The organism is Streptomyces sp. NPDC088157 (genome assembly GCF_044741545.1).
Taxonomy (GTDB): domain Bacteria; phylum Actinomycetota; class Actinomycetes; order Streptomycetales; family Streptomycetaceae; genus Streptomyces.
Genome location: NZ_JBIUSU010000004.1, coordinates 422,008 through 447,304, shown reverse-complemented (window position 1 = coordinate 447,304; position 25,297 = coordinate 422,008). Strand labels below are relative to the sequence as shown.

Annotated in this window: 25 protein-coding genes; 11 read left to right on the top strand and 14 right to left on the bottom strand. The window is 72.4% G+C overall.

The genetic code is table 11. The annotated features are described in order from the left end of the window. Positions 1 to 489 carry a MarR family winged helix-turn-helix transcriptional regulator gene (locus tag ACIPFH_RS17865; protein WP_401827491.1) on the bottom strand — a complete coding sequence of 163 codons (489 nt, stop codon included), beginning with the start codon at positions 487 to 489 and terminating at the stop codon, positions 1 to 3. Positions 490 to 723: 234 nt separating this feature from the next. On the opposite strand from ACIPFH_RS17865, the gene ACIPFH_RS17860 reads away from it, so the two are divergent. Further along, a complete protein-coding gene (locus tag ACIPFH_RS17860) occupies positions 724 to 2,100 on the top strand; it encodes an NAD(P)/FAD-dependent oxidoreductase (RefSeq protein WP_401827490.1) in 1,377 nt (458 codons plus the stop codon). Between the two features lie 29 nt (positions 2,101 to 2,129). After that, a complete protein-coding gene (locus tag ACIPFH_RS17855) occupies positions 2,130 to 4,367 on the top strand; it encodes an FUSC family protein (protein ID WP_401827489.1) in 2,238 nt (745 codons plus the stop codon). A 16-nt stretch (positions 4,368 to 4,383) separates the two neighbouring features. Here ACIPFH_RS17855 and ACIPFH_RS17850 read toward each other — a convergent pair whose 3' ends face one another. The 5 genes from ACIPFH_RS17850 to ACIPFH_RS17830 form a co-directional block, all read right to left on the bottom strand. Then, on the bottom strand, positions 4,384 to 4,815 hold the full coding sequence (locus ACIPFH_RS17850; protein ID WP_356257521.1) for a hypothetical protein: 432 nt from the start codon (positions 4,813 to 4,815) through the stop codon (positions 4,384 to 4,386). A gap of 28 nt (positions 4,816 to 4,843) precedes the next feature. Further along, entirely contained in the window at positions 4,844 to 5,680 is an 837-nt protein-coding gene (locus ACIPFH_RS17845) for a DUF1206 domain-containing protein (RefSeq protein WP_401827488.1), read from the bottom strand. Between the two features lie 153 nt (positions 5,681 to 5,833). Beyond that, positions 5,834 to 6,079, bottom strand: a complete 246-nt coding sequence (locus tag ACIPFH_RS17840) for a DUF5133 domain-containing protein (protein ID WP_401827487.1) — start codon at positions 6,077 to 6,079, stop codon at positions 5,834 to 5,836. A gap of 44 nt (positions 6,080 to 6,123) precedes the next feature. Further along, entirely contained in the window at positions 6,124 to 6,942 is an 819-nt protein-coding gene (locus ACIPFH_RS17835) for a SigB/SigF/SigG family RNA polymerase sigma factor (protein ID WP_401827486.1), read from the bottom strand. A gap of 223 nt (positions 6,943 to 7,165) precedes the next feature. Then, positions 7,166 to 7,582: an ATP-binding protein gene (locus tag ACIPFH_RS17830; protein ID WP_401828059.1), complete on the bottom strand. Its 417-nt coding sequence runs from the start codon at positions 7,580 to 7,582 to the stop codon at positions 7,166 to 7,168. A gap of 502 nt (positions 7,583 to 8,084) precedes the next feature. Between ACIPFH_RS17830 and ACIPFH_RS17825 the strand changes: the two genes are divergently transcribed. From ACIPFH_RS17825 to ACIPFH_RS17815, 3 genes are all read left to right on the top strand, one after another. Then, positions 8,085 to 8,345, top strand: a complete 261-nt coding sequence (locus ACIPFH_RS17825) for a hypothetical protein (RefSeq protein WP_401827485.1) — start codon at positions 8,085 to 8,087, stop codon at positions 8,343 to 8,345. A 59-nt stretch (positions 8,346 to 8,404) separates the two neighbouring features. After that, entirely contained in the window at positions 8,405 to 9,883 is a 1,479-nt protein-coding gene (locus ACIPFH_RS17820) for an aminotransferase class I/II-fold pyridoxal phosphate-dependent enzyme (RefSeq protein ID WP_401827484.1), read from the top strand. A 314-nt stretch (positions 9,884 to 10,197) separates the two neighbouring features. Continuing rightward, complete coding sequence (locus tag ACIPFH_RS17815) at positions 10,198 to 10,653, top strand: cyclic nucleotide-binding domain-containing protein (protein WP_401827482.1); 456 nt, start codon at positions 10,198 to 10,200, stop codon at positions 10,651 to 10,653. Between the two features lie 22 nt (positions 10,654 to 10,675). Here the strand turns inward: ACIPFH_RS17815 and ACIPFH_RS17810 are convergent, their stop codons facing one another. Beyond that, positions 10,676 to 12,004: an MFS transporter gene (locus ACIPFH_RS17810; protein ID WP_401827481.1), complete on the bottom strand. Its 1,329-nt coding sequence runs from the start codon at positions 12,002 to 12,004 to the stop codon at positions 10,676 to 10,678. A gap of 183 nt (positions 12,005 to 12,187) precedes the next feature. After that, positions 12,188 to 12,802, bottom strand: coding sequence for a LysE/ArgO family amino acid transporter (locus tag ACIPFH_RS17805; protein WP_356257545.1), 615 nt, complete (start codon positions 12,800 to 12,802; stop codon positions 12,188 to 12,190). A 77-nt stretch (positions 12,803 to 12,879) separates the two neighbouring features. Between ACIPFH_RS17805 and ACIPFH_RS17800 the strand changes: the two genes are divergently transcribed. Further along, on the top strand, positions 12,880 to 13,782 hold the full coding sequence (locus tag ACIPFH_RS17800) for a LysR family transcriptional regulator ArgP (protein ID WP_401827480.1): 903 nt from the start codon (positions 12,880 to 12,882) through the stop codon (positions 13,780 to 13,782). Here the strand turns inward: ACIPFH_RS17800 and ACIPFH_RS17795 are convergent. After that, on the bottom strand, positions 13,772 to 14,479 hold the full coding sequence (locus ACIPFH_RS17795) for a TetR/AcrR family transcriptional regulator (RefSeq protein WP_401827478.1): 708 nt from the start codon (positions 14,477 to 14,479) through the stop codon (positions 13,772 to 13,774). The two genes, ACIPFH_RS17800 and ACIPFH_RS17795, sit on opposite strands and share 11 nt — an antisense overlap. A gap of 147 nt (positions 14,480 to 14,626) precedes the next feature. On the opposite strand from ACIPFH_RS17795, the gene ACIPFH_RS17790 reads away from it, so the two are divergent. Continuing rightward, positions 14,627 to 15,844 carry a saccharopine dehydrogenase family protein gene (locus ACIPFH_RS17790; RefSeq protein ID WP_401827477.1) on the top strand — a complete coding sequence of 406 codons (1,218 nt, stop codon included), beginning with the start codon at positions 14,627 to 14,629 and terminating at the stop codon, positions 15,842 to 15,844. A gap of 103 nt (positions 15,845 to 15,947) precedes the next feature. Further along, positions 15,948 to 16,196, top strand: a complete 249-nt coding sequence (locus ACIPFH_RS17785; RefSeq protein ID WP_401827475.1) for a WhiB family transcriptional regulator — start codon at positions 15,948 to 15,950, stop codon at positions 16,194 to 16,196. Positions 16,197 to 16,337: 141 nt separating this feature from the next. Here ACIPFH_RS17785 and ACIPFH_RS17780 read toward each other — a convergent pair whose 3' ends face one another. The 3 genes from ACIPFH_RS17780 to ACIPFH_RS17770 form a co-directional block, all read right to left on the bottom strand. Then, entirely contained in the window at positions 16,338 to 18,215 is a 1,878-nt protein-coding gene (locus tag ACIPFH_RS17780) for a sensor histidine kinase (protein WP_401827473.1), read from the bottom strand. Next, positions 18,212 to 18,910: a response regulator gene (locus tag ACIPFH_RS17775; protein WP_401827472.1), complete on the bottom strand. Its 699-nt coding sequence runs from the start codon at positions 18,908 to 18,910 to the stop codon at positions 18,212 to 18,214. The genes ACIPFH_RS17780 and ACIPFH_RS17775 overlap by 4 nt, the downstream gene beginning before the upstream one ends. 194 nt (positions 18,911 to 19,104) lie before the next feature. Continuing rightward, positions 19,105 to 20,523, bottom strand: coding sequence for a M1 family metallopeptidase (locus ACIPFH_RS17770; protein ID WP_401827471.1), 1,419 nt, complete (start codon positions 20,521 to 20,523; stop codon positions 19,105 to 19,107). Positions 20,524 to 20,674: 151 nt separating this feature from the next. Between ACIPFH_RS17770 and ACIPFH_RS17765 the strand changes: the two genes are divergently transcribed. Then, a complete protein-coding gene (locus ACIPFH_RS17765) occupies positions 20,675 to 21,034 on the top strand; it encodes a DUF488 domain-containing protein (RefSeq protein WP_401827470.1) in 360 nt (119 codons plus the stop codon). Positions 21,035 to 21,046: 12 nt separating this feature from the next. Here ACIPFH_RS17765 and ACIPFH_RS17760 read toward each other — a convergent pair whose 3' ends face one another. Both ACIPFH_RS17760 and ACIPFH_RS17755 read right to left on the bottom strand, forming a co-directional pair. Further along, entirely contained in the window at positions 21,047 to 22,720 is a 1,674-nt protein-coding gene (locus ACIPFH_RS17760) for an FAD-binding dehydrogenase (protein ID WP_401827468.1), read from the bottom strand. Positions 22,721 to 22,748: 28 nt separating this feature from the next. Further along, positions 22,749 to 23,405, bottom strand: a complete 657-nt coding sequence (locus ACIPFH_RS17755) for a TetR/AcrR family transcriptional regulator (protein ID WP_356251298.1) — start codon at positions 23,403 to 23,405, stop codon at positions 22,749 to 22,751. A gap of 141 nt (positions 23,406 to 23,546) precedes the next feature. Between ACIPFH_RS17755 and ACIPFH_RS17750 the strand changes: the two genes are divergently transcribed. Continuing rightward, the gene (locus ACIPFH_RS17750; protein ID WP_401827467.1) at positions 23,547 to 24,176 is read left to right on the top strand and encodes an alpha-ketoglutarate-dependent dioxygenase AlkB; all 630 of its coding nucleotides are present in this window, start codon (positions 23,547 to 23,549) and stop codon (positions 24,174 to 24,176) included. Between the two features lie 371 nt (positions 24,177 to 24,547). Then, positions 24,548 to 25,297 carry an MBL fold metallo-hydrolase gene (locus ACIPFH_RS17745; protein ID WP_401827465.1) on the top strand — a complete coding sequence of 250 codons (750 nt, stop codon included), beginning with the start codon at positions 24,548 to 24,550 and terminating at the stop codon, positions 25,295 to 25,297.

Below are 25,297 nucleotides of genomic sequence, written 5' to 3'. Positions count from 1 at the left end.
TCAGCGTTCCGTCTCCTCGGGTCCCCGGCTCGACGTGTGCGCCTGGTGGAAGCCGAAGAGCCCGTGTTGCAGGGCGGTGCGCTGGGCCGGGGTCATGGCCTCGAACACCGTCGCGAGGCGCCGCACGCGGCGCTCGGCGACGTCGGTGAGGAGGCGTTGTCCGTAGGCGGTCACCACGAGCTGCACCTCGCGCCGGTTGCGGGGCTGCACGGTCCGCTCGAGCAGCCCCGCGGCCTCGAGGCGGTCGCAGAGGCGGCTCGCGGTGGGCAGTCCGACGCCCAGGTGCTCGGCCAGGGCCGTCAGATTGAGCTCCGGACGGAGCCGGACCGTCCGAAGGGCGTGCAACTGCCGGGCGGGCAGCCGGGGTCTGCTCTCCTCGGCCGCCATGAGCCAGCAGGCCACCAGGCTCTCCACCGCCTCGGCGACCTGCCGGGCCTGTGTCCGACGACTCTCCCCCCGGCTGTCGCCGGAGCCGTCCGCGCACCCCACCGCCACTATCCTCCGGCCTCCGCGATTGTCATGTACGTCGGCCTACCCGAAGGTGACGGGCGTACACAGGCCCTTCGGGGGGTACGACGGTGACCTCAGGAGAAACGTTCGTCTGCATGCCTCGCCCGGCTGGCGGAACCAGTCCGGGCGCGGTGGGATCGATGAGGTGCGAGGGGCCCGCGGGCGGGGCACGCGCATGACGTCGGGGCAGACCGCCTGGAGCCGCAGAAAGGGATGGACATCGTGACACGACCCAGGATCCTGGTGGTGGGCGCGGGCTTCGCGGGAGTGGGGTGCGTTCGGCGTCTGGAACGCGAACTCTCCGCCGCGGAGGCCGAGGTCACCCTGGTGACGCCGTTCGCCTACCAGCTCTATCTGCCGCTGCTGCCACAGGTCGCCTCAGGGGTGCTGACGCCCCAGTCGATCGCCGTATCGCTGCGCCGCAGCAAGAAGTACCGCACCCGGATCATCCCGGGCGGCGCCATCGGCGTGGACCTGAAGTCGAAGGTCTGCGTCATCCGGACCATCACCGACGAGATCGTCAACGAGCCCTACGACTACATCGTGCTGGCTCCCGGCAGCGTGACCCGCACCTTCGACATCCCGGGGCTGACCGAGCACGCCTTCGGGATGAAGACCCTCGCCGAGGCCGCGTACATCCGCGACCACGTCATCAGCCAGCTCGACCTCGCCGACGCCAGCCGCGACCCCGCCGAGCGCGTCTCGCGGCTCCAGTTCGTGGTCGTCGGCGGCGGCTACGCCGGCACCGAGACCGCCGCCTGTCTCCAGTTGCTCACCCACAACGCGGTCAAGCGCTATCCGAACCTGGACCCGAGTCTGATCAAGTGGCATCTGATCGACATCGCGCCGAAGCTGATGCCGGAGCTCGGCGACAAGCTCGGCCGCAGCGCCCAGGAGGTGCTGCGCAAGCGCGGCATCGACATCTCGCTGGGGGTGTCCATCGCCAAGGCGGGCCCCGAGGAGGTCACCTTCACCGACGGGCGGGTGATCCCGACCCGGACCCTGATCTGGACGGCGGGAGTCGTGGCGAGCCCGCTGATCGCGACGCTCGGCGCGGAGACGGTCCGCGGACGGCTCGCCGTCGACGCGGAGATGAAACTGCCCGGGAACGACGGGGTGTTCGCGCTCGGGGACGCCGCCGCCGTACCCGACGAGGCCAAGGGCGAGGAGGGCGCGATCTGCCCGCCGACCGCGCAGCACGCGATGCGGCAGGGCAAGGTCGTCGCCGACAACGTCATCGCGACCCTGCGGGGCCGGGCGATGCGGCCGTACGTGCACAAGGACCTCGGTCTGGTCGTCGACCTCGGCGGCACCGACGCCGTCTCCAAGCCGCTCGGCATCGAGCTGCGCGGGCTGCCCGCGCAGGCCGTGGCCCGCGGCTACCACTGGTCGGCGTTGCGCACGGGGGTGGCCAAGGCCAGGGTCCTGACGAACTGGACGCTCAACGCCGTCGCGGGCGACGACTTCGTGCGCACCGGCTTCCAGGCGCGCCGGGCGGCGAAGCTGAAGGACTTCGAGTACACGGACAGCTATCTGACGCCCGAGCAGGTGCGGGCGCAGATCGAAGGGCCCGGGTCGGAGACCGCCTGAGTCCGGACGGCAGGGGAGAGTACGGCGGCGTGAGGACGGCGGCACGGTCCCTCGGTGCGCGGTGGCGGGATCGGATCGCGGCGTCCGACCCCGGGCTGTTGCGCCTTGCGGCCGGGCTGCGGACGGTCGGTGCGATCGCCCTGACGCTGGCCGTGCTCTCCCTCCTGGGCGCGGACGTCTCGCATCTGGTGGCGGGAGCCATCGCCGCGATGGTCGCCACGTTCGCGATCCGGGAGAAGCAGCGCGACCGGCAGGCCGTCACGCTGGCGCTGGGCCTGCCGGTGGCGCTCGCCTCGATGTCACTGGCGGCGCTGCTCAGCTCCCGGGTGCTGGCCGGTGACGTCTTCTTCGTCGCCCTGATCTTCTGCGCCGTCTACGGCCGCCGGTTCGGCGACCGGGGCACGGCGCTCGGACTGATCGGATTCCAGGTCTACTTCCTGTCCCTGTTCGTCGGGGTGACGGGATCGACCCTGCCCGGGTTCTACGGTTCGCTCGCCGCTGCCTTCGCGTGCAGCGCGGTGGCGCGCTTCGCGCTGGTGCCGCAGACGCCGACCGGGATCCTCCAGCGGCTGCGCGAGGCCTTCCGTGCCAGGCTCGCACAGCTGATCGACACTCAGCTCGACCTGCTCGACGCCGGTCCGGACGAGGTCGAGAAGACACTGGCCCAGGTGCGCGAGGGCACCGCCCGGCTGCACGAGACGGCCATGATGATCCAGGGCCGGCTGGAGGAGGGCACCCGGGACGAGGCCACGGCCCGGCTGGTGCAGCGCCGGATCGCCGACGCCGAGATCGCCGCCGAGCGGCTCGGGCTGCTCCTGCTGACGGCCCGCAGCGCGGAGCGGGCCGACACCCTCACCCTGCATCTGCCGGGCGCGCCGCTGCCGGAGGGCGGTCACCTCCCCGTACGGGACGAGGCCCTGGACACGCTGCGCCGGGATCTGCGGGCGCTGCGGATGCTGGTCCGGCTCCCCGTGGCCGAGGGCTCGGCCACGGCGCACGTACGCAACCGGCTGCTCGGATACCGGGAGGAGGAGAACCTGCCGCGGGCGTCTCCTGCCGTCAGGGACGTCTTCCGGGGCGTCGGTGAGGCGGCGCGCGCGGTAATGGGGCTGCGGATCGCGCTCGACGGGCCGCAGGACGACTCCGACGACAGCCCCGAGACCGCTCGCTCGCGCGAGGAACTGGACGCGGAGGACGCCGCGATCGGCGGGGGCGAGGAGGACGAGGAGACGCCCGGGAAGGAGACGGGGCTGCGGCGGCCGACCACCCGGGCCGCCGTACAGGTCGCCGTCGGGTCGTCGCTGGCCATCGCGGGCGGCGAGCTCCTGTCCTCGCACCGCTGGTACTGGGCGGTGCTGACCTGCTGGATCGTCTTCATCAACACCGCCTCCACCGGGGAGATCCTGGTCAAGGGCTACCGGCGGCTGCTGGGCACCGTGCTCGGTGTGGTCGCGGGCATCGTGCTGGCGGGGCTGGTAGGACACCATACGTGGACGGCGTTCGCCGTGGTGCTGCTGTGTGTGTTCGCGATGTTCTACTCGGCGCCGCTGTCCTACACGCTGATGTCGTTCTTCGTCACGGCCGCGCTGGGTGTGCTGTACACGCTGCTGCACACCTACAGCCTGTCGGTGCTGGTGCTGCGGGTGGAGGAGACGGCGCTGGGGGCGGCCTGCGGAATCGTCGCGGCGGCGCTGGTGCTTCCGGTGCACACGGACCGGCGCACGAACGAGCTGCTGACGACCGTGCTGGACCGGCTGACGGATGTCACCGAGGCCGCCGTGGAGCAGCTGAGCGGCGGTCCACCCGCCGATCTGCTGGACCGGGCCCGTGACCTGGACCAGGCACTGGCCGATCTACGGGCCGCGACGCAGCCCCTGACGCATCCCGTGACGCCGCTGCGGACCCGGCGGGACACGGCCCGGTATGTCGTCGCGCTGCTCGAGACCTGTGCCTACCACGCGCGGGCCCTGGCGGCCACGGCCGAGCTGCTGCCGACGCGGTCGATCGCGGCGGACCCGCAACTGCGCCGGGCCGGGCAGCGCATCCGGCACAACATCGAGGCGATCGCCGCGCGCGTGGCGGACGAACGGAGCACCGCCGAGGTGCTGGCCGGGCCGAGCATCGCCTCGCTGCTGACGCCCGGCGGACCGGGGACGCCGCGCTACGGCCGGGTGACCGACCGGGTGCTGCGGCACCTTCAGCGCCTGGACGAGGCGGTGGTCGGTCTGGCCCGGCCGCTCGGGGCGCCGGTGGCGCCGCCGAAATGAGGATGCCCGCTCACGCTCAGAAGTCCGTGGGCATGCCGCTCGCCGCCGCGATGCCCCGCAGCTCCTCGGTGTCCTGCTGGCGCTGCCGGATGCAGCCGGCGATCTCGGCGAGGCGGGTGGGGTCCGACGCGGTGGCCGCGTCGGTGACCACCCGGACCGGGCCGGTCCCGTCGACCTGTATCTCCACCAGCTGGTTGTCCAGCCGGCCGGTGACCGCGGTGGCGATCACCAGGGCGGCCTCGTCACGGATCTCCTGGGGCAGGTGCTGGGTGTCCTCCGGGTCGAGGGCGAAGTCGAGACTCTCCGGTGGCTGTTCGTCGAGGGCGCGCAGCGCGGGTGCGACGACCTTCAGCAGAAGCTGGTAGTCCTCGTTGTCCATGCGGACGCGCAAAAGGTCGAGGTACATGTCCACGGGGCGTCCGTCGCGCGAAAACTCTGGTTCGTTCATCTGGTCCGTGTTCCCCCGCAGCCCGACGTCAGACCTTCCGCCAGCGGGCCATGGCGAACGAGAACAACCCGAAGAGCACGAGCCCGGCGGCCACGCAGGCCAGCAGGCCCGGACCCGCGGGCGTGCCGGCGAACGAGCGCAGCGTGTCGTCCAGCCCCTTGGCCCTGTTCGGCTCGTAGTCGACGGCGGCCCGTACGGCGAAGGCTCCCGCGGCGGCGAACACCAGGCCGCGGGCCGCACCGCCGCCCACCCCGGTGATGTCCACCAGGCGCCGCACACGCGCGGACATCTCCCCGAGCCGCAGGTGCTTGCGGTAGGACCGCATGACGGCCCGGGCGCCCATCCAGACGCCCGCGACGGCGATCCCCACACCGGCCACGCCCACGATCCACCGCCCGCCGGGAAGGTCGAGCACCCGGGCGGTGACGTCCCGGGACTGCTCGTCGCTGGACCCGCCGCCGCTGCCCGATCCCGCCGCGAAGGCCAGCACGGAGTAGGCGACGAAGGAGTAGAAGGCGCACCGGGCGAGCGATTGCAACCGCTTCTTGGCACTGCGCCCGTCGGCGCCGGCGGCGCCGAACACGGCCTCGGACAGCCGCCACAGCGCCATGCCGACCAGACCGATGCCCAGCGCCCACAGCAGCACGGCGCCGAAGGGCTTCTCCGATATCTCGGCCAGCGCCCCCTGGCGGTCGGCCTCCTTACCGCCGTCGCCGGAGGCGATCTGCAGAGCCAGCAACCCGACCAGCAGATAGATCACGCCACGTGCGGCGAGCCCGGCCTTGGCCGCCCCCTTGGTCATCGAGCCACGCGCCGCCCGTTTCGCCTCGACCCGGCCGTTGCGGGCCAGAGCACTCGTGTTCATGCGGTCCTCCCCTGAGACTCCCCGATTCCTGCCGAGTCCGGATGCCCCGGCTCAGGCCGGACACACCCCGGCGTGCCGCCGCACCGGGCTCGGGCCCCGCGAAGCAACGGGGTGGGCACGCCGGACCCCGGCGTGCCCACCCCGCCCCGTCGTTCAGGCGTATGCGTGGGGCTCGTTCTTGCCGCTCGACGGATCCGGCGCGGCGTCGGTGACCGCCGCCGCCTCGAGCCATTGCCGTGCCGTCTCCAGGGCGTGGCGCACGTCGCGCGTGCCGGTGGAGACGCACAGCGTGTAGGCGAGGTCGCGCGCCTGTGCCTGGTTCTCGGCGGATCCGTTCTCCATGAGCGCCGTGTACTCGTCGACGAGTGTGCGCAGAACAGCGGGGTGGGGCATCAGCATCGGTCTGCTTCTCCTCCGTTCGGAACGCGTGGATGTCCTTGCCGTCAGCGCAGCGCCTCCTGGCGCACCCGCTCGCAGCTGCGGCTGATGAGCCGGGAGACGTGCATCTGGGAGATCCCCAGCTGATCGGCGATCCTGCTCTGGGTCATGTCCTCGAAGAAACGCATGTAGAGAATGGCGCGCTCGCGTTCCGGCAGGCGGCGCAGCCCCTCCTTGGCGGACTCCCGGTCGACCACGACGTCGAAGGAGGAGTCGGAGTCGCCGAGGGTGTCGGCGAGGGTGTACCCGTCGTCGCCGGCCGCGGTCTCGGCGTCCAGCGAGAGGGTGCTGAAGCTCTCCAGCGCCTCCAGGCCGGCGTTCACCTCTTCCTCGGTGAGCCCGCTGTGGGTGGCGATGTCGGTGACGGAAGGCTCGTTCGCCCCGGGGTTCTGGGTGAGCTCCCGGCGGGCGATGCGCACCTTGTTGCGCAGTTCCTGGACGCGGCGCGGCACGCGCAGCGCCCACATCCGGTCCCGGAAGTGCCGCTTGATCTCCCCGGTGATGGTGGGCACGGCATAACTCTCGAAGGCCCCGCGCTCGGGGTCGAAACGGTCGACGGCCTTCACCAGCCCGAGGGCCGCGACCTGGCGCAGGTCCTCGATCGCCTCGCCGCGGTCGCGGAAGCGGCCGGCGATGCGGTGGGCCATGGGCAGCCAGGCGGTGACCAGTTCGTCGCGTACGGCGTCCCGCTCGGGGCCCTCTTCCAGGGTGACCAGCCGGGCGAACCGGCTGGCGGTGTCGGGCGCGTCGTCGTGTGTGCGCCGCAACTGCGCGGTGGTGGGGGCGGATGCGGCGGGACGGCTTGTCGACATGTCTGCAGGCATGCGGTATCGCTCCTGAACGGTGTTTTCAGGGACTGACGACGGAGGGCTCCTGCCACCCGGGGCGCGTGCGGCGCCTCGGAGCGGCCATACCGCTTCCGTCGGCGCGCCTCCGGTCCGAAGCACGAAACCTCCGTCTGCCCTACCCCTGGAGGAACAAACTCCGCCTGCGGGAAAGCGTTCGAGGGACCCTGCCGTCAGCGCCTCGGCCCGGCCGACGGCAGGGTCAGAACACGGGAACGACGGCGGTGATGCGCTTCCCGCCGGAGGGCAGGTCGGACACCCTGATGTCGCGGGCCAGCCGGCGGACGATCGGCCAGCCGCGACCACCGACGCGCCGCCGCCCCTCGTCGTCGAGCGGATCCGCGGTGGCCGGGAACCGGTCGCTGCGGTCGCTGACGGAGACGAGCACGGCCCGCCCGTCCACGTCGACGTCGAATCCGGTGACGCCGCCGCCGTGCAGGATGGCGTTGGACGTCAGTTCCGAGGCGACGAGCAGAGCGTCCGAGAGGCCGTCCTCGTCGTACGGACAGCCGGTGGCCCCGCAACACCTGGTCACCGCCCGGCGTACCGCGCTGCGGACGTCGGCCGGTCGGCACCGTTCCTGTACCGTGCACCCGAACGGGCCGTCCGGCGCGTCCATACGGTCGGTCGAGTCGTTCGTCGGCATCCCTTCACTCCCCTGACTGTTCGCGACTGGTGGCTGTTCCCCGCCGGTGGCTGTTCTCGACCGGTCTCCGGTAGAAACCGGCCCGGCCCGAACGGCGGCAGGCCCGTCGAAGCGGCGTCCCGCCCACGGGCCACCGACCCTGGATCGGCCTGCGAGGGGCGCCGCTCCGGGTCCGCACGGATGCCCAGCGGGATCGTCCGTCCGGACACCGCGGCGGGATCGTCCGCCCAAACACCCGGACACCCGGACACCTGCGGGATCGTCCACCGGGACACCCGGCGGGATCGTCCGTCCGGACACCCGGCGGGATCGTCCGTCCGCGCCGACCGGGCCGCGGTGGCCGCGACGCCCCTTCCGTACCCGCGCTCGTCCGCCGGACGGTGCGGTCGTCTTCTTTTCGGCTGGCCGTCCCTGCCGCGGCCAAACCTCCCGGCCAGGGAGCAATCGTCCCGCCGTACCGGGGTACGCGAATCAGATGACCGATGTGGTGGACTCCGGCGAACTGCTGCGGCGCATCCAACGAGCGAGGGCCTGCGCCCAGGAGGAGCTACTGACCTGGCGGGCGCGGAGCGCCGACGCTGCCCGGACCGACGCGGACGACACAGGCACGGGCCCCGTCACCGGCCCAGGTCCGGACAACGCGCAGGACGCCCGGGTGCGGGGTCTCGCCTACGAAGCCGTGCTGAGGGTGCTGGACGAGATCCTGACGCCCGGCCGGCCCGGGGAGCCGCACTGACCTCGGGATCCGTGTCGGCGGCCCGGATTGGTGTCGGCCGTCCCGGGCACCCGCACCGCATGTCAGCGGACCACACGCGAGCACCCGTTCTGGAAGCCCTCGTCGACTACCACCGTCAGGGACGGTTGGCATTCACCCCGCCGGGACACAAACAGGCGCGCGGCGCCGATCCCGAGGTGCGGGCGGTGCTGGGGGACGCGGTCTTCCTCGGGGACGTGCTGGCGTCCGGCGGACTCGACGACCGGCTCACCCGGGGGCGGGTTCTGGAACGCGCCGAGGAGCTGATGGCGGACGCCGTCCATGCCGAGCACACGTTCTTCTCGACGTGCGGAAGTTCCCTGTCCGTCAAGGCCGCCATGCTGTCCGTGGCGGGACCGCACGAGAAACTGCTGATCGGGCGGGACGCGCACAAGTCGGTGGTGTCCGGCCTGATCCTGTCCGGGATCGAGCCGGTATGGGTCGAGCCGCGCTGGGACGCCGACCGGCACCTGGCGCATCCGCCGTCCGCCGAGCAGTTCGAGAAGGCCTTCGAGATCCATCCCGACGCGAAGGGCGCCTTGGTCACCAGCCCGACCCCGTACGGCGCCTGCGCCGACCTGCGGGCGATCGCCGACGTCTGTCATCGCCGGTCGGTGCCCCTCGTCGTGGACGAGGCCTGGGGCGCGCATCTGCCCTTCCATCCGGATCTGCCGTCCTGGGCGATGGACGCGGGCGCCGACATCTGTGTGACCAGCATCCACAAGATGGGCAGCGGGCTGGAACAGGGTTCCGTCTTCCACCTTCGGGGCGAGCTCGTCACACCGGAACTGCTGAATATGCGCGCGGATCTGCTGGGCACGACCAGTCCCTCGGTCCTGCTGTACGCCGGGCTCGACGGCTGGCGTCGGCAGATGGCGCTGCGCGGCGAGGAGTTGCTCGGCGCGGCCCTCGGCCTCGCGAAGGAGGTGCGGGCCGCGATCGAGGAGATCGACGGGATGCACGTCGAGGGCCGGGAGGACTTCTGCGGCCCGGGCCTCGCCGACGACTTCGATCCGCTGCCCGTGGTCATCGACCTCCAGGGACTCGGCGTCAGCGGCTTCCAGGCCGCGGACTGGCTGCGTGAGCACCAGGCCGTGGACATGCACCTGTCCGACCACCGGCGGATCGGCGCGCAGCTGACCCACGCCGACGACCGGGAGACGACCGGCGAACTGCTCGCCGCCCTCAAGGAACTCGCGCACGCGGCGCCGGAACTGCGCCCGGCCCCGCCGGTCGAGGTGCCGTCCCCCGCCGAACTGCGCATGGCCCAGGGCCTGCTGCCCCGGGACGCGTTCTTCGGGCCCGCCGAGACCGTGGCATTGGGCAAGGCCGCGGGACGGATCGCCGCCGAGATGATCACTCCGTACCCGCCGGGGATCCCGGCCGTGCTGCCCGGTGAGCGACTCACCGAGCCCGTGCTGCGGTACCTGCGCACCGGTCTGGAGGCCGGCATGAACCTCCCCGACGCGGCCGACGCGGAACTGAAAACGATCAGGGTCGTGGCGCGGGATGCGGAGTGACGACGGAGAGACGGCGAGGGAAGCCGGGGAGGCAACGAGGTGAAGGGAAAGTGAAACGGGTCACGTGACCGGGTTACGGGTACACGAAATCTCCATGAGTGGTTTACCGTTCATTCATAGAAGGTGGGCGGGGTCGACGTAACTCCTCCTCCGTGCACCGCCTTGTACTGCCCTGGCTGGCCTCCCCCGTCCAGCCAGGGCTTTTCCATGCCCGAAGGCAGAAAACGCGGTCCTCCGAGGTGCCCGGAACCTCGGCAGCGGCTGAAATGGAAGGCGAAGCACCCCCACCGATCCTCGGCGAGGAGCCCCGGGCCATGACCAAAGCGACCAAACTGCTGACCGCCCTTCCCCCGCCTCAGCGCCAGCGCCTGATGACGCTCGCCCGCGAGGTGCCCTTCACCGAGGACACCCGGATCTTCGAGGCGGGCGGCACGGCCGACCGCTTCTGGGTCATCCGCTCCGGTGCGGTCTCGCTCGTCCAGCAGGTGACGTCCCTGCGGCGGGTCACCGTCGCGACCCTCGGCGCCGGTGACCTGCTGGGCTGGTCCTGGCTGTTTCCGCCCTACCGGTGGGACTTCGGCGCGGAGGCCTTCAGCCCCGTGCGCGCCTACGAGTTCGAGGCGCAGCCGGTGCTCAAGCTGTGCGAGGAGGATCCGGCGCTCGGGTTGACGCTGATGAGGATCGTGGCCGAGATCCTCGCGCACCGGCTGGAGACGACCCGCGGCAAGCTCATGGAGCAGTACGGGTCGCGCCGGCACGGGGCGCTGTAGGACCGCCGTACCCGCGCCGGTGTCAGACGCGGTACCGGCGCAGCGCGGGCACGGCCGCCGCCAGGCCCAGCATCACCGCGACGACCAGCAGACCGCCGCCGGCGACCGCCGTGCGGGGCCCGAAGGCGGCGCCGGCCGTGCCGTGCAGGGCGTCGGCCAGTCGGGGGCCGCCCGCGACGACGACCGTGAACACACCCTGCATACGACCGCGCATCTCGTCGGTGGCGGCGGACAGCAGGATCGCCCCGCGGAAGACCATGGACACCATGTCGGCGATGCCGGCACAGGCCAGGAACACCACGGCGAGCCACAGGCTGCCGCTCAGCCCGAAGCCGGCGATCGCCGCGCCCCACGCGACGACCGCGCCGATGACCATCCAGCCGTGCCGGCGGGCCCGGGAGAACGTGCCGGAGAACAGTCCGCCCAGCACGGCGCCGATCGGGATCGCCGCGAACAGCAGGCCGAGGGCGAGCCCTTCGCCGTAGGGGGCGTACGTCTCGGCGGCGAGCTGCGGGAAGAGGGCTCTGGGCATGCCGAAGACCATGGCGATGACGTCGGCGAGGAAGGACAGCAGCAGGACCTTGTGCCGGGAGATGTAGCGGAAGCCCTCCACGATCTCGCGGAGCCCGGCCCGCCGGGCGGTCGCACTCGCGAGCGGCGGCAGCGCCGGCAGACGCACCACGGCCCACAGCGTCACGGACAGCGCGACGGCGTCGAGGAGATACAGCTCGGGCAGGCCGATGACGGGGATCAGCGCGCCCGCGAACAGCGGGCCGGCGACCAGACCGGTCTGCATGACGGTCGAGCCGAGGGCGTTGGCCGCGGCGAGCTCGTCCGCGGGGACCAGACGGGCGATGGAGGCGTTGCGGGCCGGCGCGTTCAGGCCGAAGAAGGCCTGCTGGGTGGCGAGCAGCACCATCAGCACGGCCACCGAGTCCAGTCCCGCGACCGCCTGGAGCCAGAACAGCACCGACGTGACGGCGATACCGCTGTTGGTGATCAGCAGCAGCTTGCGCCGGTCGACGGTGTCGGCGACCGCGCCGCCCCAGAGCGCGAACAGCACCATCGGCACCAGCCCGGCCAGGCTGGCGTAGCCGACCCAGGCGGAGGAGCCGGTGATGTCGTAGATCTGCTTGGGCACGGCGACGGCGGTGAGCTGACTGCCGACGGCCGTGACGATGGTCGAGGACCACAGCCGCCGGTAGGCCGGCCTGCGCAGCGGACGGGTGTCCATCGCCCAGCCGCGCCAGCCGCGCCGGGGCCGGTCCCGCGGTCTCGGTCCGGCCTCCTCGGCCTCGGGTGCGGTACCGCTCTCGCTCGTGTCCACGCGTTTCCTGGTTGCTCGATACATCTTTCGGGTCCGGAGGTCACTATCCCAGCACCTGCTGTGCTTTCACCGCCCAGTGGACGCTTGATCTCAGATTCCGGACGCGGAACGCGTCCCGCTGTTCGGCGGTCCCGGTTCCCCGGAGCACGGCTCCCGGCCACTCGGGGCACCGCCGACTCGGCCCCTTGGCGCTCAGGCCCCCGCCGCTCAAGCCCCCGCGACGAGCGTCACGCCGAGGACGATCATGGTGGCCGCGACCAGACCGTCCAGGACGCGCCAGGCGGCCGGGCGGGTCAGGAAGCGGCCGAGGAGCCGGGCGCCGAAACCCAGCGCGACGAACCAGCAGACGCTGGCGAAGGCGGCGCCGAGGCCGAAGGTCCAGCGCAGCGGGCCGCGGTCGGCCGCGACGGAACCGAGCAGGAAGACCGTGTCGAGGTAGACGTGCGGATTGAGCCAGGTCAGCGCCAGACAGGTCAGTACCGCCCGGCGCAGTGAGCCCGCGCTCTCCCCCTCCGTCGCCAGTGCGCCCGCGGGCCGGAACACCCGCCGGGCCGCCAGCGCCCCGTAGCAGAGCAGGAAGATTCCGCCGATCCAGCCGACCGCCGTCAGCGCCCCGGGCCAGGCCACCACCAGCGCGCCCACCCCGCCCACGCCGAGGGCGATCAGCACCGCGTCGGACAGGGCGCAGATCCCGACGACGGCGAGGACGGCGTCACGGCGGATCCCCTGACGCAGGACGAACGCGTTCTGGGCGCCGATGGCGACGATGAGCGACAGACCGGTGCCGAAGCCGGCGGCCGCGGCGGTGAGGGTGGGCGACATGGCCTCCACGCTAGAGAAGCGATCACCGTGGGTACAGCTAAAGATTCTTACGTATCATTAGCTTTCGTGATGACGAGATGATGACGGACCTTCCTCTCGACCAGGTGCGGACCCTGCTGGCGGTGGTGGACGAGGGAACCTTCGACGCGGCCGCCGCCGCCCTGTACGTGACGCCGTCCGCGGTCAGCCAGCGCGTCAAGGCCCTGGAACAGCGCACGGGCCGGGTCCTGCTGCTGCGCACCAAGCCGGTCCGGCCCACCGAGTCCGGCGAGATCATCGTCCGGTTCGCCCGCCAGCTGGCCCGGCTCGAACGCGACACGCGGTCCGAGCTGGGCATGAGCGGCGAGGGCGAGCCGACACGGGTGACGGTCGCGGTGAACGCGGACTCGCTCGCCACCTGGTTCCTGCCGGCCCTGGCCCGGGTTCCCCGGGAGCCGCAGATCTGCTTCGAACTGCACCGCGAGGACGAGACGCGCACGGCGGAACTCCTGCGGGAGGGGCTGGTGATGGCCGCGGTGACCTCGTCGTCCGAGGCCGTGACCGGGTGCTTCGTACGGTCGCTGGGCACGATGCGCTACCAGGCCGCGGCCAGCCCCGACTTCGTCTCCCGTCACCTCGGTGACGGCCCGCTCCACGAGAACCTCGCCCGGGCACCCGTGATGACCTTCGACCGGAGCGACGACCTTCAGGACGCGTTCGTGCGCGGACTGCGCCGGGGCGCCGAAGGCGCGGGTCCGGTACGGCTGGCCGTACCGACCTCGGAGGGTTTCGTGGAGTCCGTGGCCGCCGGTTTCGGCTGGGGCATGGTGCCCGACGTGCAGTCCGGCCCGCTGCTGCGTTCCGGCCGTCTGGTCTCCCTCGCACCCGAACGCCCGCTGGACGTCCCGCTGTACTGGCAGCAGTGGAAACTCGACTCCCCGGCGCTGGCGGCGGTGGCGGACGCGGTGGCGGCGACGGCGGCCGAGACCCTCAGGACCTGAGCTGGGCCAGCGTCGCCTGCGCACTGTCCAGCAGCATCTCGAGCGCCGTCGGATAGGCGCTGGTCACCATGCGGGTCGACAGCAGCGGGGCCGCCTCGGCGATCCGGGGGTGGGTCGCGGAAGGCAGGCGGGCGTACGTGGAACGCCACATCGCGTCGTCGGCGCGCTGCGCGGCCCGGGGCAGGGCCAGGGACGCGGCGTCCAGGGCGGCGAAGGCGAGCGTCTGGTCGATGAAGGCGTGGTAGATCCGCACGGTGTCCGGCAGCGGGAACCCCGCGGTGCGCAGCACGTCCAGGACCGCCTCGTCGGCGGCCAGTTCGTTGGCCCGGCCCGTCACCCGGCTCGCGGTGAGCTGGGCGGCCTGCGGGTGGGCGACGTAGGCGGCGTGGATGCGCAGCCCGACGGCGTGCAGATCCGTGCGCCACTCCCCCGTCGGCCGCCAGCCGCGCAGCGCCTCGCCGACGAGCGCGTCGCCGATGGCGAGGGTCAACTCGTCCATCCCCCGGAAGTACCGGTACAGAGTGCTGGGGTCGCAGTCGAGGGCGAGGCCGAGACGGCGGGCCGTCAGGCCGGTGCTGCCGTGCTCGCGCAGCAGGCGCAGCGCGGCCTCGACGATCAGACGCTCGGACAGGACGGTGCCGCTCCTGGTGGGCCGGCGCCGCCGCCGCTTCTCCTCGGGTACGACCGGTTTGGCCATCCGCCCTCACCCTCCGTTCCGCCCGGCCGCCCGCGGCCCGCGCCCTTATGCCAACGCCATTGACCTTACGCGGACCCGCGGCGTTGGATCGGAGTCAGGGCCCCGCTTCGCACTTCGTTCGCAGTCTCAGCCGAGGGAGTTCTCGTCATGCGTGTCCTGCTCGTGGGCGCCGGCGGTGTGGGCACCGCCATCACCCGGATCGCCGCCCGCCGCCCGTTCTTCGATGCGATGGTGGTCGCCGACCGCGATCCCGCCCGAGCCGCTGCCGCCGTCGCCGCGCTCGACGGCGACACCCGCTTCCACGCCGAGCGCGTCGACGCCGGCGACGAGGCGGCGGTGGCCGACCTGCTGGCCCGCCATCGATGTGACGTGCTGCTCAACGCCACCGACCCGCGGTTCGTGATGCCGCTGTTCCACGCGGCGCGGACCGCCGGGGCCACCTATGTCGACATGGCGATGTCGCTGTCGCGGCCGCACCCGGACCGGCCGTACGAGGAGTGCGGGGTCCGGCTCGGCGACGCGCAGTTCGCCGAGGCCGAGGACTGGGCCGAGGCCGGCGCCCTGGCCCTGGTCGGCATGGGGGTCGAGCCGGGTCTGTCGGACGTCTTCGCCCGGTACGCCGCCGACGAGCTCTTCGACGAGATCGAGGAGATCGGCATCCGCGACGGCGCGAACCTCACCGTCGAGGGCCATGACTTCGCTCCCTCCTTCAGCATCTGGACCACCATCGAGGAGTGCCTGAACCCTCCGGTGGTCTACGAGGCCGACCGGGGCTGGTTCACCACCGCTCCCTTCAGCGAGCCGGAGGTCTTCGACTTCCCGGAGGGCATCGGGCCGGTGGAGTGCGTGAACGTCGAGCACGAGGAGGTACTGCTCGTGCCGCGCTGGGTGAAGGCGCGCCGGGTCACCTTCAAGTACGGGCTGGGCGGCGAGTTCATCGAGACCCTGAAGACGCTGCACCGCCTGGGGCTGGACCGCACCTCGCCCGTGACCGTGCCGAGCGCGGGCGGGCCGGTGCCCGTCTCGCCCCGGGACGTGGTGGCGGCCTGTCTGCCCGACCCGGCGACGCTGGGCGAGCTGATGCACGGCAAGACGTGCGCGGGCACCTGGGTGCGGGGCGTGAAGGACGGCGCACCGCGCGAGGTGTACCTGTACCACGTGGTCGACAACCGGTGGTCCATGGCCGAGTACGGCAGCCAGGCCGTGGTGTGGCAGACCGCCGTCAACCCGGTGGTCGCCCTCGAACTGCTCGCCACGGGCGCGTGGTCCGGCGCGGGCGTCCTGGGCCCCGAGGCGTTCCCGCCCCGCCCGTTCCTCGACCTGCTGACGGCCTACGGCTCCCCGTGGGGCCAACGGGAACAGTGAACGTCTTTCCGGGCCCGCCCTGTTTCACCGTCGCCCCTGCGGTGACCCGACCGGGAACAACGCATCCGGAAAAGCACATACGACGTGATCGCAGGTGACTTCGATGGACGACTGGCGACAGCACGCCCTGTGCCGTGACGAGGACCCCGACCTCTTCTTCCCGATCGGTACCTCCGGTCCGGCACTCCTGCAGACGGAACAGGCGAAGGCGGTCTGCCGACGCTGCCCGGTGCGGGAGGCCTGTCTGGACTGGGCCATGGAAACCGATCAGAGCCTCGGGGTCTGGGGCGGTACGAGCGAGACCGAACGTCGTGCCCTCAAGCGGCGCATCAGGGCACGACGCAGTTCGTGACCGGGGTCGGACGGACCTGGCCACCGCGCCGGGAGTCGGGGCCCGAAGGCGACCCGGACGAGCCGGGGAAACGGGGTGCCGGGAGCCCGGGCCGACGGAGACCGGGAGGGCCCTCGGCCGGCTCCCCGGATCGGACGCGGCTCAGCCGTCTCCGGGTGCCCTCGCGGCGGGCAGCCGCAGGGTGAAGACGCTGCCCGTGCCCGGGGTGCTCGCCGCTTCCGCCGTGCCGCCGTGCGCGACCGTCAGCTGGCGGACGATCGGCAGCCCCAGGCCGCTGCCACCGGTGCGGCGGCTGCGTGACTTCTCCGCCCGCCAGAAGCGCTCGAAGACGTGCGGCAGGTCGTCGGCTCCGATGCCCGTGCCGGTGTCGGCCACCTCCAGCGCGACCCGCTCGCCGTCACCCCGCGCGGTCAGGGTGACCGTGCCGTCGGGCGGGGTGTGGCGTACGGCGTTGGTGACGAGGTTGCCGAGCGCCTGCCGCAGCCGTACCGGGTCGGCGTCCAGCCAGGGGGCGCCCTCGGTCTCGGTGCGCAGCCGCACGCCGGCCGTGTCGGCGGCGACGCGGTGGGCGGCGGCGACCTGGGCGAGCAGGTCGTCGGCGGGCACCGGTTCGCGATGCAGGCGCAGCGTACCGGCGTCGGCGGCCGCGAGATCGCGCAGGTCGTCGATGACCCGCTGGAGGACCAGCGCCTCCTCGTGCAGGGCGCCGAGCAGCGCGGTGTCGGGTTCGACCAGGCCGTCGCGGGTGACCTCCAGCCACCCCCGGATGTTGGTGAGCGGGCTGCGCAGTTCGTGGGCCACGTCGCTGATGAAGGCCTTGCGCTGGGCCTCCAGACGTTCCCGGCGTTCGGCGAGGTCGTTGAAGGCCTCCGCGAGGATCCCGGTTTCGTCGCGTGTCGTGACGGGCACGCGCGCGTGCCGGTCCGGGGGCTGTTGCGCGGCCTCGGTCAGGGCGCGCAGGGGCCGTACCAGGCGGGTGGCGACGACGGCGGTGACGGCCAGCACCAGCCCGGCCGTGCCGACGAGCTTCGCCTTGTTGGCCGGGGACATGACCCAGCGGGGCGCCGCGCCGCTGTCCCCCACGCCGAGGAACAACTCGGCGACCGGGGCGACGTACGGGTCGAGCTGGTCGCGCCGCGCGGTCTCCAGGCAGGTCTGGGCCGCGCGCACGGCCGCCTTGGCGTCCTCCTCCCTGCCGCCCGCCGCCTTGACGACCGCGAGCGCCAGGGACGGGTTGCGGTCGAACGTGCCGGAAAGGCCGGCGCCGAACATCAGGGGCACCTCGGGATCCAGGCCCGCGCGGGTCAGACAGCCGCCGGCCCGGGCCTGAAGCGCGGTCAGCGCCCTCTCCTCCGTGGGCATGGGCATGTCGAACTTCTCGTCCCCGCACCCTTCGGAGGCGTAGCCGGAGGTGGTGGAACCGTCCGTGGCGGTGACCACCGGGCGGCCGCTCGGGGTGTGTGTGACGGTCGTGTCGATGCCGTAGCGGGAGAGGCAGCGCTGCCGGGCGCCGGCCGCGGCGTCGAGTTTCGTTCGTTCGAGCGGGGTGAGCCGGTAAGGGCCCACCACGCGCGGGTCGGTGCCGCTCAGCTGGGCGCCCGGCTCGCTGTAGGTGTCGGTGCGCAGCGGGTCGACGGTCGCGGCGGCGATCGGCGGCAGGGAGGTGCCGCCCTGCGCGGAGTCGGCCAGGGGCGTGCGGTCGGCGGTGGTCAGGGCGATGCGCCGGCCGGTCCGCGCGGACAGGTCGCGGACCACGGCCCGGACGCCCGTCCAGTCCGGGTGGGTGGCCGCGTAGCCGCTGAGCTTCGCGAGGATGTCCATGTCGTCGGCGAGGGCCTGGCCCTGTTCCTCCCGCAGCGCGCGCGTGGTGGTGGTGACGGCGAGCCATGCGGTGGCGGCCACAGAGCACACGGCGATCAGGACGGACGCGATCAGCAGGCGGACCAGCAGGCGCTTGCGCAGCGGTATGCGGATGCGGGCAGAGGTGCGGGCGCGGGAAGGGGTGCGGGCGCGCTTCACGTGTGGCCGCCGCTGAGCTTGTAGCCCACGCCGAACACGGTCAGCAGCCTCACGGGTCTGCGCGGGTCGGCCTCGATCTTCCGGCGCAGGTTCATGATGTGCACGTCGACGGCCCGTTCGGTCGAGGAGCGGTCGAACCCGCGGGTGCACTGGAGCAACTGCCTCCGGGAGAAGACCCGTTCGGGTTCGGCGGCCATGGCCAGCAGGATCTGGAACTCGGCGGGTGTGCACTCCACCGGCTCGCCGGCACAGCGCACCTCGTGCCGCTCGGGGTCGACGGCGAGTCCCGCGGCCCGGACGACGGGGTCGTCCCGCCGGTCGCCCCCGGCCCGCCCGCTGCGCCGCAGGACGGTGCGGATGCGGGCCATCAGCTCGCGCGGGCTGTAGGGCTTGGTCATGTAGTCGTCGGCGCCCAGTTCCAGGCCGAGCAGCACGTCGTCCTCGGCGGCGCGGGCGGTCAGCATCAGTACCGGCAGGTCGCCGTCCCGGCGCAGTACCCGGCACACCCCGAAGCCGTCGATGACCGGCAGCATGAGGTCGAGGACGACGAGGTCGGGCCGGCTTCGTCGCACCGCGTCCAGCGCGGCCGCACCGTCATGCACGACGGTGGCGGTGTGGCCCTCGGCGAGCAGCGAGCGACGGATCAGTTCGGCCTGCATCGCGTCGTCCTCGGCGACCAGTACATGAGCGCACACGCGACAACTCCGTTTTCTCGGCGGGCCAGAGAGTCATGGTCGCCCACCCGGACCACGGCGTCCGCGACGCCGCCGCATCCCGTGACGGGGTGGGACGCGGCGGACGGCGTGGCCCGGGGACGAGGCGTGATCACCGTTCGACCTTCGCCCACAGGTGTGTGGAACTCGTCAGGTTCCGGAGCCCGTGGGAGGTTCTACGGCCTGGCGGGCTTGCCCGGGCCGTACAGCCAGGTCCGGAACAGCGCGCCGAGGTCGGCCCCGGACTCCCGTTCCGCGAGCCGTTCGAACTGGGCGGTGGTGCCGTTGCCGTGACGGTGCGCGGTGGCCCAGGCGCGCAGGACGCGGAAGAAGGCGCGGTCCCCGACGGTGGTGCGCAGGGCGTGCAGGGTCATGGCGCCGCGGGCGTAGACGGGAGCGCCGAAGATGTTCGCGCCGCTGCCGGGGTCGCCGGGAGGGAACGCCCACAGGGGGTCGTTCGCGGGCGTGGCGTACAGGGCGTCGAAGCTCTGCCGGGCGGTCTCGCCGCCGTGCTGTTCGGCGTAGAGCCACTCGGCGTACGTGGCGAAGCCCTCGTTGAGCCAGATGTCCTTCCAGGAGGTGAGGGAGACGGAGTCGCCGAACCACTGGTGGGCGCTCTCGTGGACGAGGGTGCTCAGGGAGGGGGCCCGGTCGTACACCGGCCGCGACTGGGTCTCCAGGGCGTAGCCGACGTCCGGGGCGTGGTCGACGACGGAGCCGGCGGCGCGGAAGGGATAGGGCCCGAACAGTCCGCTCTCCCACTTCAGCACGGACGGCAGCTGCTTCAGGACGGGCGCGGCGGCCGCGGCCTCGCGCGGGTCGACGGCGTCGTACACCTTGAGGCCCTCGCGCGTCGTGTACTGCTTGACCTGGAACTTTCCGACGGTCGCGGTGGCGAGGTAGGCCGCCATGGGTTCGGCCTGCCGCCAGCGGAAAGTGGTCCTGCCGTGCGTGGTGCGCTGTCCGAGCAGGACGCCGTTGGCGACGGCGGCGCGGCCCTCGGGAACGGTGATCGTGAAGTCGTAGGAGGACTTGTCGAGGGGATGGTTGTTGGCCGGGAACCAGGTCATGGCGCCCTGGGGTTCGCCGGCGACGAAGGCCCCGTCGTCGGTGGGGATCCAGCCGTCGAGGGAGCCGTCGGGGTCGGTGACCGGGCCGGGGGTGCCGTTGTAGGTGACGGTGACCTGGAAGCGCTCGCCCTTGCGCAGGGGGTGCTTCGGGGTGACGACGAGTTCCTGGCCGTCGCGGCGGTGGTCCGCCTTGACGTGGTCGACGGTCAGGCCGGTGACCTTCAGCCCGTGGAGGTCGAGGTCGAAGCGGGTCAGCCGTTGGGTGGCGCGGGCCGTCAGCACCGCCTTGCCGTCGAGGTGGCGGCTGCCGGGGTCGTAGCGCAGGGTCAGGTCGTAATGGGCCACGTGGTAGCCGCCGTTGCCGGCGAGCGGGAAGTAGGGGTCGCCGACGCCGGCGGCGCCCGTCTGTCCGGCCGCGGTGGCGGGTCCGGCCGCCGTGAGCAACGCCGCCAGGGCGAGGGGGACGGTGGCGGCGACGGCTTCGCGACGCAGGGGGGTGGTGGTGCGGCTGCGGGGGTGTCTCACGTGCGCTCCTGGGGGGTGACGTGTGGTCAGACGTGCTCAGCCTAGGACCGGGCACCCCGTTTTCTCCCCGTTCGGGCCAGCACCGGCGGTGCCGACGCGTGTCCGGGGCCTACGCTCGGACGGAACCCGCCAACCCGAGGACGGCCCGCCCATGAGTGTCCGCGTGCGTCGCGTCTACGACCCGCCCGAGCCCGACGACGGTCTGCGGGTCCTGGTCGACCGGCTGTGGCCGCGCGGTGTGTCCAAGGAAGCGGCGCGCGTGGACGAGTGGCCCAAGGGCCTGACCCCGTCCACCGAACTGCGCCGCTGGTACCACGCGGGCGAGGGGTCGTACGAGGAGTTCGCGCGGCGCTACGAGGCGGAGCTGGCCGGTCCGGAGGCGGCCGAACTCCTCGACCGCGTACGCGAGTCGGTGCGCGAGGGGCAGGTGACCTTGCTGACGTCCGCGAAGTCGCCCGAGCACAGTCACACGGAGGTGCTGGTCCGCCTCCTGGAGGCGGACCAGCGCTGACGGCGGCGGACGTCAGCCCGTCTGCTCGGCCGCCGCCCGTCCGGCGGCTCGTCCGGAGAAGAGACAGCCGCCGAGGAAGGTGCCTTCGAGGGCGTTGTAGCCGTGGACTCCGCCGCCGCCGAATCCCGCCACCTCGCCCGCCGCGTACAGCCCTTCGACCGGCTGCCCGTCGGCGCCCAGGGCGCGTGAGTCCAGGTCGGTCTGGATGCCGCCGAGGGTCTTGCGGGTGAGGACGTGCAGCTTGACGGCGATCAGCGGGCCCGCCTCGGGGTCCAGGACACGGTGCGGGGTGGCCACGCGGCCGAGCCGGTCGCCGATGTAGCGGCGGGCGTTGCGGATGCCCTGGACCTGGGCGTCCTTGCTGTACGGGTTGGCCATCTGGAGGTCGCGGGCCTGGATCTGGCGGCGCAGGGTGTCGACGTCGAGCAGCGCCTTCTCGGTGAGCCCGTTCATCTTCTCGACGAGCTTGTCCAGCGTGTCGGCGATGACGAAGTCCGCGCCCCGGTCGAGGAACGCCTGCACCGGCGCCGGGGCGCCCTTGCCGAGCAGCCGGTCGCGCAGGACGGCCTTGCGGTCCTTGGCGGTGATGTCGGGGTTCTGCTCGGAGCCGGAGAGCGCGAACTCCTTCTCGACGATCTTGCGGGTGAGGATGAACCAGGAGTGGTCGTGGTCGGCGATGTCCTGCGTCGTCCGCAGGTGCTTGAGTGTGTTGAGGGTGTCGTAACCCGGCAGGCAGGGGTCGGGCAGTCGGCGGCCGAGGGCGTCGAACCACAGGGAGGACGGGCCGGGCAGGATGCGGATGCCGTGGCCGGGCCAGATGGGGTCCCAGTTCTGGATGCCCTCGGTGTAGTGCCACATGCGGTCGCGGTTGACCAGCCGGACGCCGGCCCCGGCGCTGATGTCGAGCATGCGGCCGTCGACGTAGGCGGGGACACCGGTGACCATCTCGCCGGGAGGCGTGCCCAGCCGCTCGGGCCAGTAGCGCCGCACGATGTCGTGGTTGGCGCCGATGCCGCCGCTGGTGACGACCACGGCCTGGGCGGTCAGCTCGAAGTCGCCGATGCGGTCGCGGTTGGAGGCGACGCCGCGCGCGGAGTCGTCGGGGGCGAGGACCGTGCCGCGCACCCCGCGGGCGGCGCCGTCCTCGAGGACCAGCTCGTCCACCTGGTGCCGGTGGTAGAAGGTCAGCAGCCCGTCCTTCGCCGCCTGCTTGGCATGGCGGACGAACGGCTCCACGACGCCGGTGCCGGTGCCCCAGGCGACGTGGAAGCGGGGCACGGAGTTGCCGTGCCCGTCCGCGCGCAGGTCGCCGCGCTCGGCCCAGCCGACGGTCGGCACGAAGGAGATCCCGTGCCCGGCGAGCCAGGTCCGCTTCTCCCCCGCCGCGAACTCGACGTAGGCGCGCGCCCAGCGCACCGCCCAGGAGTCCTCGTCGTCGGTGCGGTCGAACTGCGCGCTGCCCTGCCAGTCGTTCCAGGCGAGGTCGAAGGAGTCCTTGATGCCCAGGCGGCGCTGCTCCGGGGAGTCGACGAGGAAGAGCCCGCCGAAGGACCAGAACGCCTGGCCGCCGAGGTTGGCGGCGTTCTCCTGGTCGACCAGGGCGACCCGTCGGCCCCTGCTGGTGAGTTCGTGCGCCGCGACCAGGCCCGCGAGGCCGGCTCCGACGACGATGACGTCCGCGTCCATGGCGTCCGCTGCCTTTCTGCTGAGGATGTCATTCCGGGGTGCCGCCGCCGTCGGTCAGCAGCGCGGTGAGCAGTTGCTTCAGCCAGACACGAGCACCCTCGACGTCCTTGTCCAGCAGCAGTTGGGTGGTGACTCCGTCGTAGGCGGCGACCACGGCGTGCGCCGCGCCGTCGACGTCCCCGAGCACGGCCGGCAGCGCGGCGAGCCCCCGGGCCCGGGCGAGCCGGTCGGCGATCGCCCGCCGCAGCCTCGTCCGGTGCTCCAGCAGTGTCTGCGCGACGTCCGGGGCGCGCGCGGCGTGCACCAGGAAGTCCGTCTTCACCAGGAGCCAGTCCAGGTCGAGCAGGAGCACCTCGGTGACCCGGTCGACGGCGGCGGGCACGTCGAGGTCGGGTCCGTCGAGGGCGAGGGCTCCGGACACCTGTTCGGCGATCAGGTCGGCCCGTTGTCGGTACAGGGCGAAGAACAGCTCGTCGAGACTGTCGAAGTTGGAGTAGAAGGCGCCCCTGCTGTAGCCCGCGGCCTCGCACACCTCCTCGATGGAGACCCGTCCGAAGCCCTTGGCCGCGAACACCTCGAAGGCGGCGTCGAGCAGCTTGGCCCGTGTGCGGACCCGGCGTCTGGTGACGCGCCCGGTCGTCCGCCCGGTCTGCTCCGCCGACTGCTCGGTCTGCCCCGTCGCCATCTCGGACCTCCGTTCGATACGGGAATGTATCCGATGCACCGCTGTATCGAAAGCCTCTGGAAGCAGGCCGCTGCACCCTCCGCAACACCTGCGAGGTGACTCAAGGGAACATATTTTCGATTAAGGCGTAGGCTGGGAACCATGACCGCGCACCACCTCCAGGGATCCCTCTTCGACCAGGCCGACGAACTGCGCCTCGGCTCCCTCGACGGGATCCGCCGCACCACGCTCGGCGCGGACGCCTGGATCGACGTGCTGCCGGGCTGGCTCACCGGTTCGGACACCCTGTTCGAGGAGCTGGCGACCGAGGTTCCGTGGCGGGCCGAGCGCCGGAAGATGTACGACAACGTCATCGACGTCCCGCGCCTGCTGGCGTTCTACGGAGCCGGTGAGGAGCTGCCCCACCCGGTGCTGGGGCAGGCGCGCCGGGCGCTGTCCGCACGCTACGCCGAGGAGCTGGGCGAGCCCTTCGTCACCGCCGGCCTCTGTCACTACCGCGACGGCCGGGACAGCGTCGCCTGGCACGGCGACCGGGTGGGCCGCGGCGCCAGGGAGGACACCATGGTCGCGATCCTCTCCGTGGGCTCCCCGCGTGACCTGCTGCTGCGCCCGGTACGCGGGGGCGAGACGGTCCGTCGCCCGCTGGGACACGGCGACCTGATCGTGATGGGCGGCTCCTGCCAGCGGACCTGGGAACACTGCGTGCCCAAGTCCACCCGCGCCGCCGGGCCACGCATCAGCATCCAGTTCCGCCCGCACGGAGTGCGGTGAAACGGAGCCGCCGGTACCCGCGGCGCGGGCGAACCGTTCACCGACCGGACACCGCTCGCGCCGCTCACCCGGGCGCTGTCCGGCGCGGCGGGCCGGCGCCGGGCGTGGCGGTCCCGGGCCTGCCGGTACCGGCGCGCGCCACCGGCCAGCCGGGTCCGGCCGGTGCCGATCACCGTCGAGTGCCGGCGGTCGCGGCCGCTTCGTCGGCGGTGATCCCGCTGGTGTACGAGTGCCGGGCGGGCCGGACGCGGGTGACGAGGTTCCTCTTCGGGATGGGTACAACCCCGCCGTCCGAATCCACCCGATGATCTGCTTTGCTGTCCCCGTCGAGCACGAAACTCGAGCACGAACCTCCGGGACACGGGACGGCCATGCGGGCAGACGTACGGCAAGTGGCGGACGGCACCTACCTGGTGCACGGCAGCAACACCAACTGGGTGATCCTCACCGACGGGGACGCCGTCACCCTGATCGACACCGGCTACCCGGGTGACCGGCAGCTGGTCCTCGACTCCCTCGCCTCCGTGGGCAGTTCACCGGAGGCCGTCACGGCCGTACTGATCACCCACGCCCACAACGACCACCTGGGCTCCGCCGAGCACCTCCGCTCCGCGTACGGCACCCCGGTGTATCTGCACGAGGCCGAAGTGCCGCACGCCCGCCGGGAGTTCCTCCAGCAGGTGACCGTGGGCGAGATACTGAAGAACGCCTGGCGGCCCGGGGTGCTGCCCTGGATGGCGCACGCGCTGCGCTCCGGCGGCACCGAACAACACCCGGTCACCACGCCCGAGGCGTTCCCGGCCGGCGACGGCCCGCTCGACCTGCCCGGCCGGCCCGTCCCGGTGCACACTCCCGGCCACACCGACGGGCACGCCGTCTTCCACCTCCCGCGAGCGGGCGTCGTCATCTCCGGCGACGCCCTGGTCAGCGGCCACCCGACCTCGCGCCTGAAGGGGCCGCAGCTGCTGCCGGACATGTTCCACCACGAGCGCGCCCGCGCTGTGAGGTCGCTGGACGTGATCGAAGGGCTGCCGGCCGACCTGCTGCTGCCCGGGCACGGCCCGCTGCACCAGGGGTCCGTGAAGGCGGCGGCCCAGCTGGCCCGCGAACGCGCCGTCTAA

Coding starts and splice junctions, on each gene's coding strand:
- ACIPFH_RS17860 (WP_401827490.1), top strand. CDS start 724: ATGGACATCGTGACACGACCCAGGATCCTGGTGGTGGGCGCGGGCTTC.
- ACIPFH_RS17850 (WP_356257521.1), bottom strand. CDS start 4,815: ATGAACGAACCAGAGTTTTCGCGCGACGGACGCCCCGTGGACATGTAC.
- ACIPFH_RS17845 (WP_401827488.1), bottom strand. CDS start 5,680: ATGAACACGAGTGCTCTGGCCCGCAACGGCCGGGTCGAGGCGAAACGG.
- ACIPFH_RS17840 (WP_401827487.1), bottom strand. CDS start 6,079: ATGCTGATGCCCCACCCCGCTGTTCTGCGCACACTCGTCGACGAGTAC.
- ACIPFH_RS17835 (WP_401827486.1), bottom strand. CDS start 6,942: ATGCCTGCAGACATGTCGACAAGCCGTCCCGCCGCATCCGCCCCCACC.
- ACIPFH_RS17830 (WP_401828059.1), bottom strand. CDS start 7,582: ATGGACGCGCCGGACGGCCCGTTCGGGTGCACGGTACAGGAACGGTGC.
- ACIPFH_RS17825 (WP_401827485.1), top strand. CDS start 8,085: ATGACCGATGTGGTGGACTCCGGCGAACTGCTGCGGCGCATCCAACGA.
- ACIPFH_RS17820 (WP_401827484.1), top strand. CDS start 8,405: ATGTCAGCGGACCACACGCGAGCACCCGTTCTGGAAGCCCTCGTCGAC.
- ACIPFH_RS17815 (WP_401827482.1), top strand. CDS start 10,198: ATGACCAAAGCGACCAAACTGCTGACCGCCCTTCCCCCGCCTCAGCGC.
- ACIPFH_RS17810 (WP_401827481.1), bottom strand. CDS start 12,004: ATGTATCGAGCAACCAGGAAACGCGTGGACACGAGCGAGAGCGGTACC.
- ACIPFH_RS17805 (WP_356257545.1), bottom strand. CDS start 12,802: ATGTCGCCCACCCTCACCGCCGCGGCCGCCGGCTTCGGCACCGGTCTG.
- ACIPFH_RS17800 (WP_401827480.1), top strand. CDS start 12,880: ATGATGACGGACCTTCCTCTCGACCAGGTGCGGACCCTGCTGGCGGTG.
- ACIPFH_RS17795 (WP_401827478.1), bottom strand. CDS start 14,479: ATGGCCAAACCGGTCGTACCCGAGGAGAAGCGGCGGCGGCGCCGGCCC.
- ACIPFH_RS17790 (WP_401827477.1), top strand. CDS start 14,627: ATGCGTGTCCTGCTCGTGGGCGCCGGCGGTGTGGGCACCGCCATCACC.
- ACIPFH_RS17785 (WP_401827475.1), top strand. CDS start 15,948: ATGGACGACTGGCGACAGCACGCCCTGTGCCGTGACGAGGACCCCGAC.
- ACIPFH_RS17765 (WP_401827470.1), top strand. CDS start 20,675: ATGAGTGTCCGCGTGCGTCGCGTCTACGACCCGCCCGAGCCCGACGAC.
- ACIPFH_RS17760 (WP_401827468.1), bottom strand. CDS start 22,720: ATGGACGCGGACGTCATCGTCGTCGGAGCCGGCCTCGCGGGCCTGGTC.
- ACIPFH_RS17755 (WP_356251298.1), bottom strand. CDS start 23,405: ATGGCGACGGGGCAGACCGAGCAGTCGGCGGAGCAGACCGGGCGGACG.
- ACIPFH_RS17750 (WP_401827467.1), top strand. CDS start 23,547: ATGACCGCGCACCACCTCCAGGGATCCCTCTTCGACCAGGCCGACGAA.
- ACIPFH_RS17745 (WP_401827465.1), top strand. CDS start 24,548: ATGCGGGCAGACGTACGGCAAGTGGCGGACGGCACCTACCTGGTGCAC.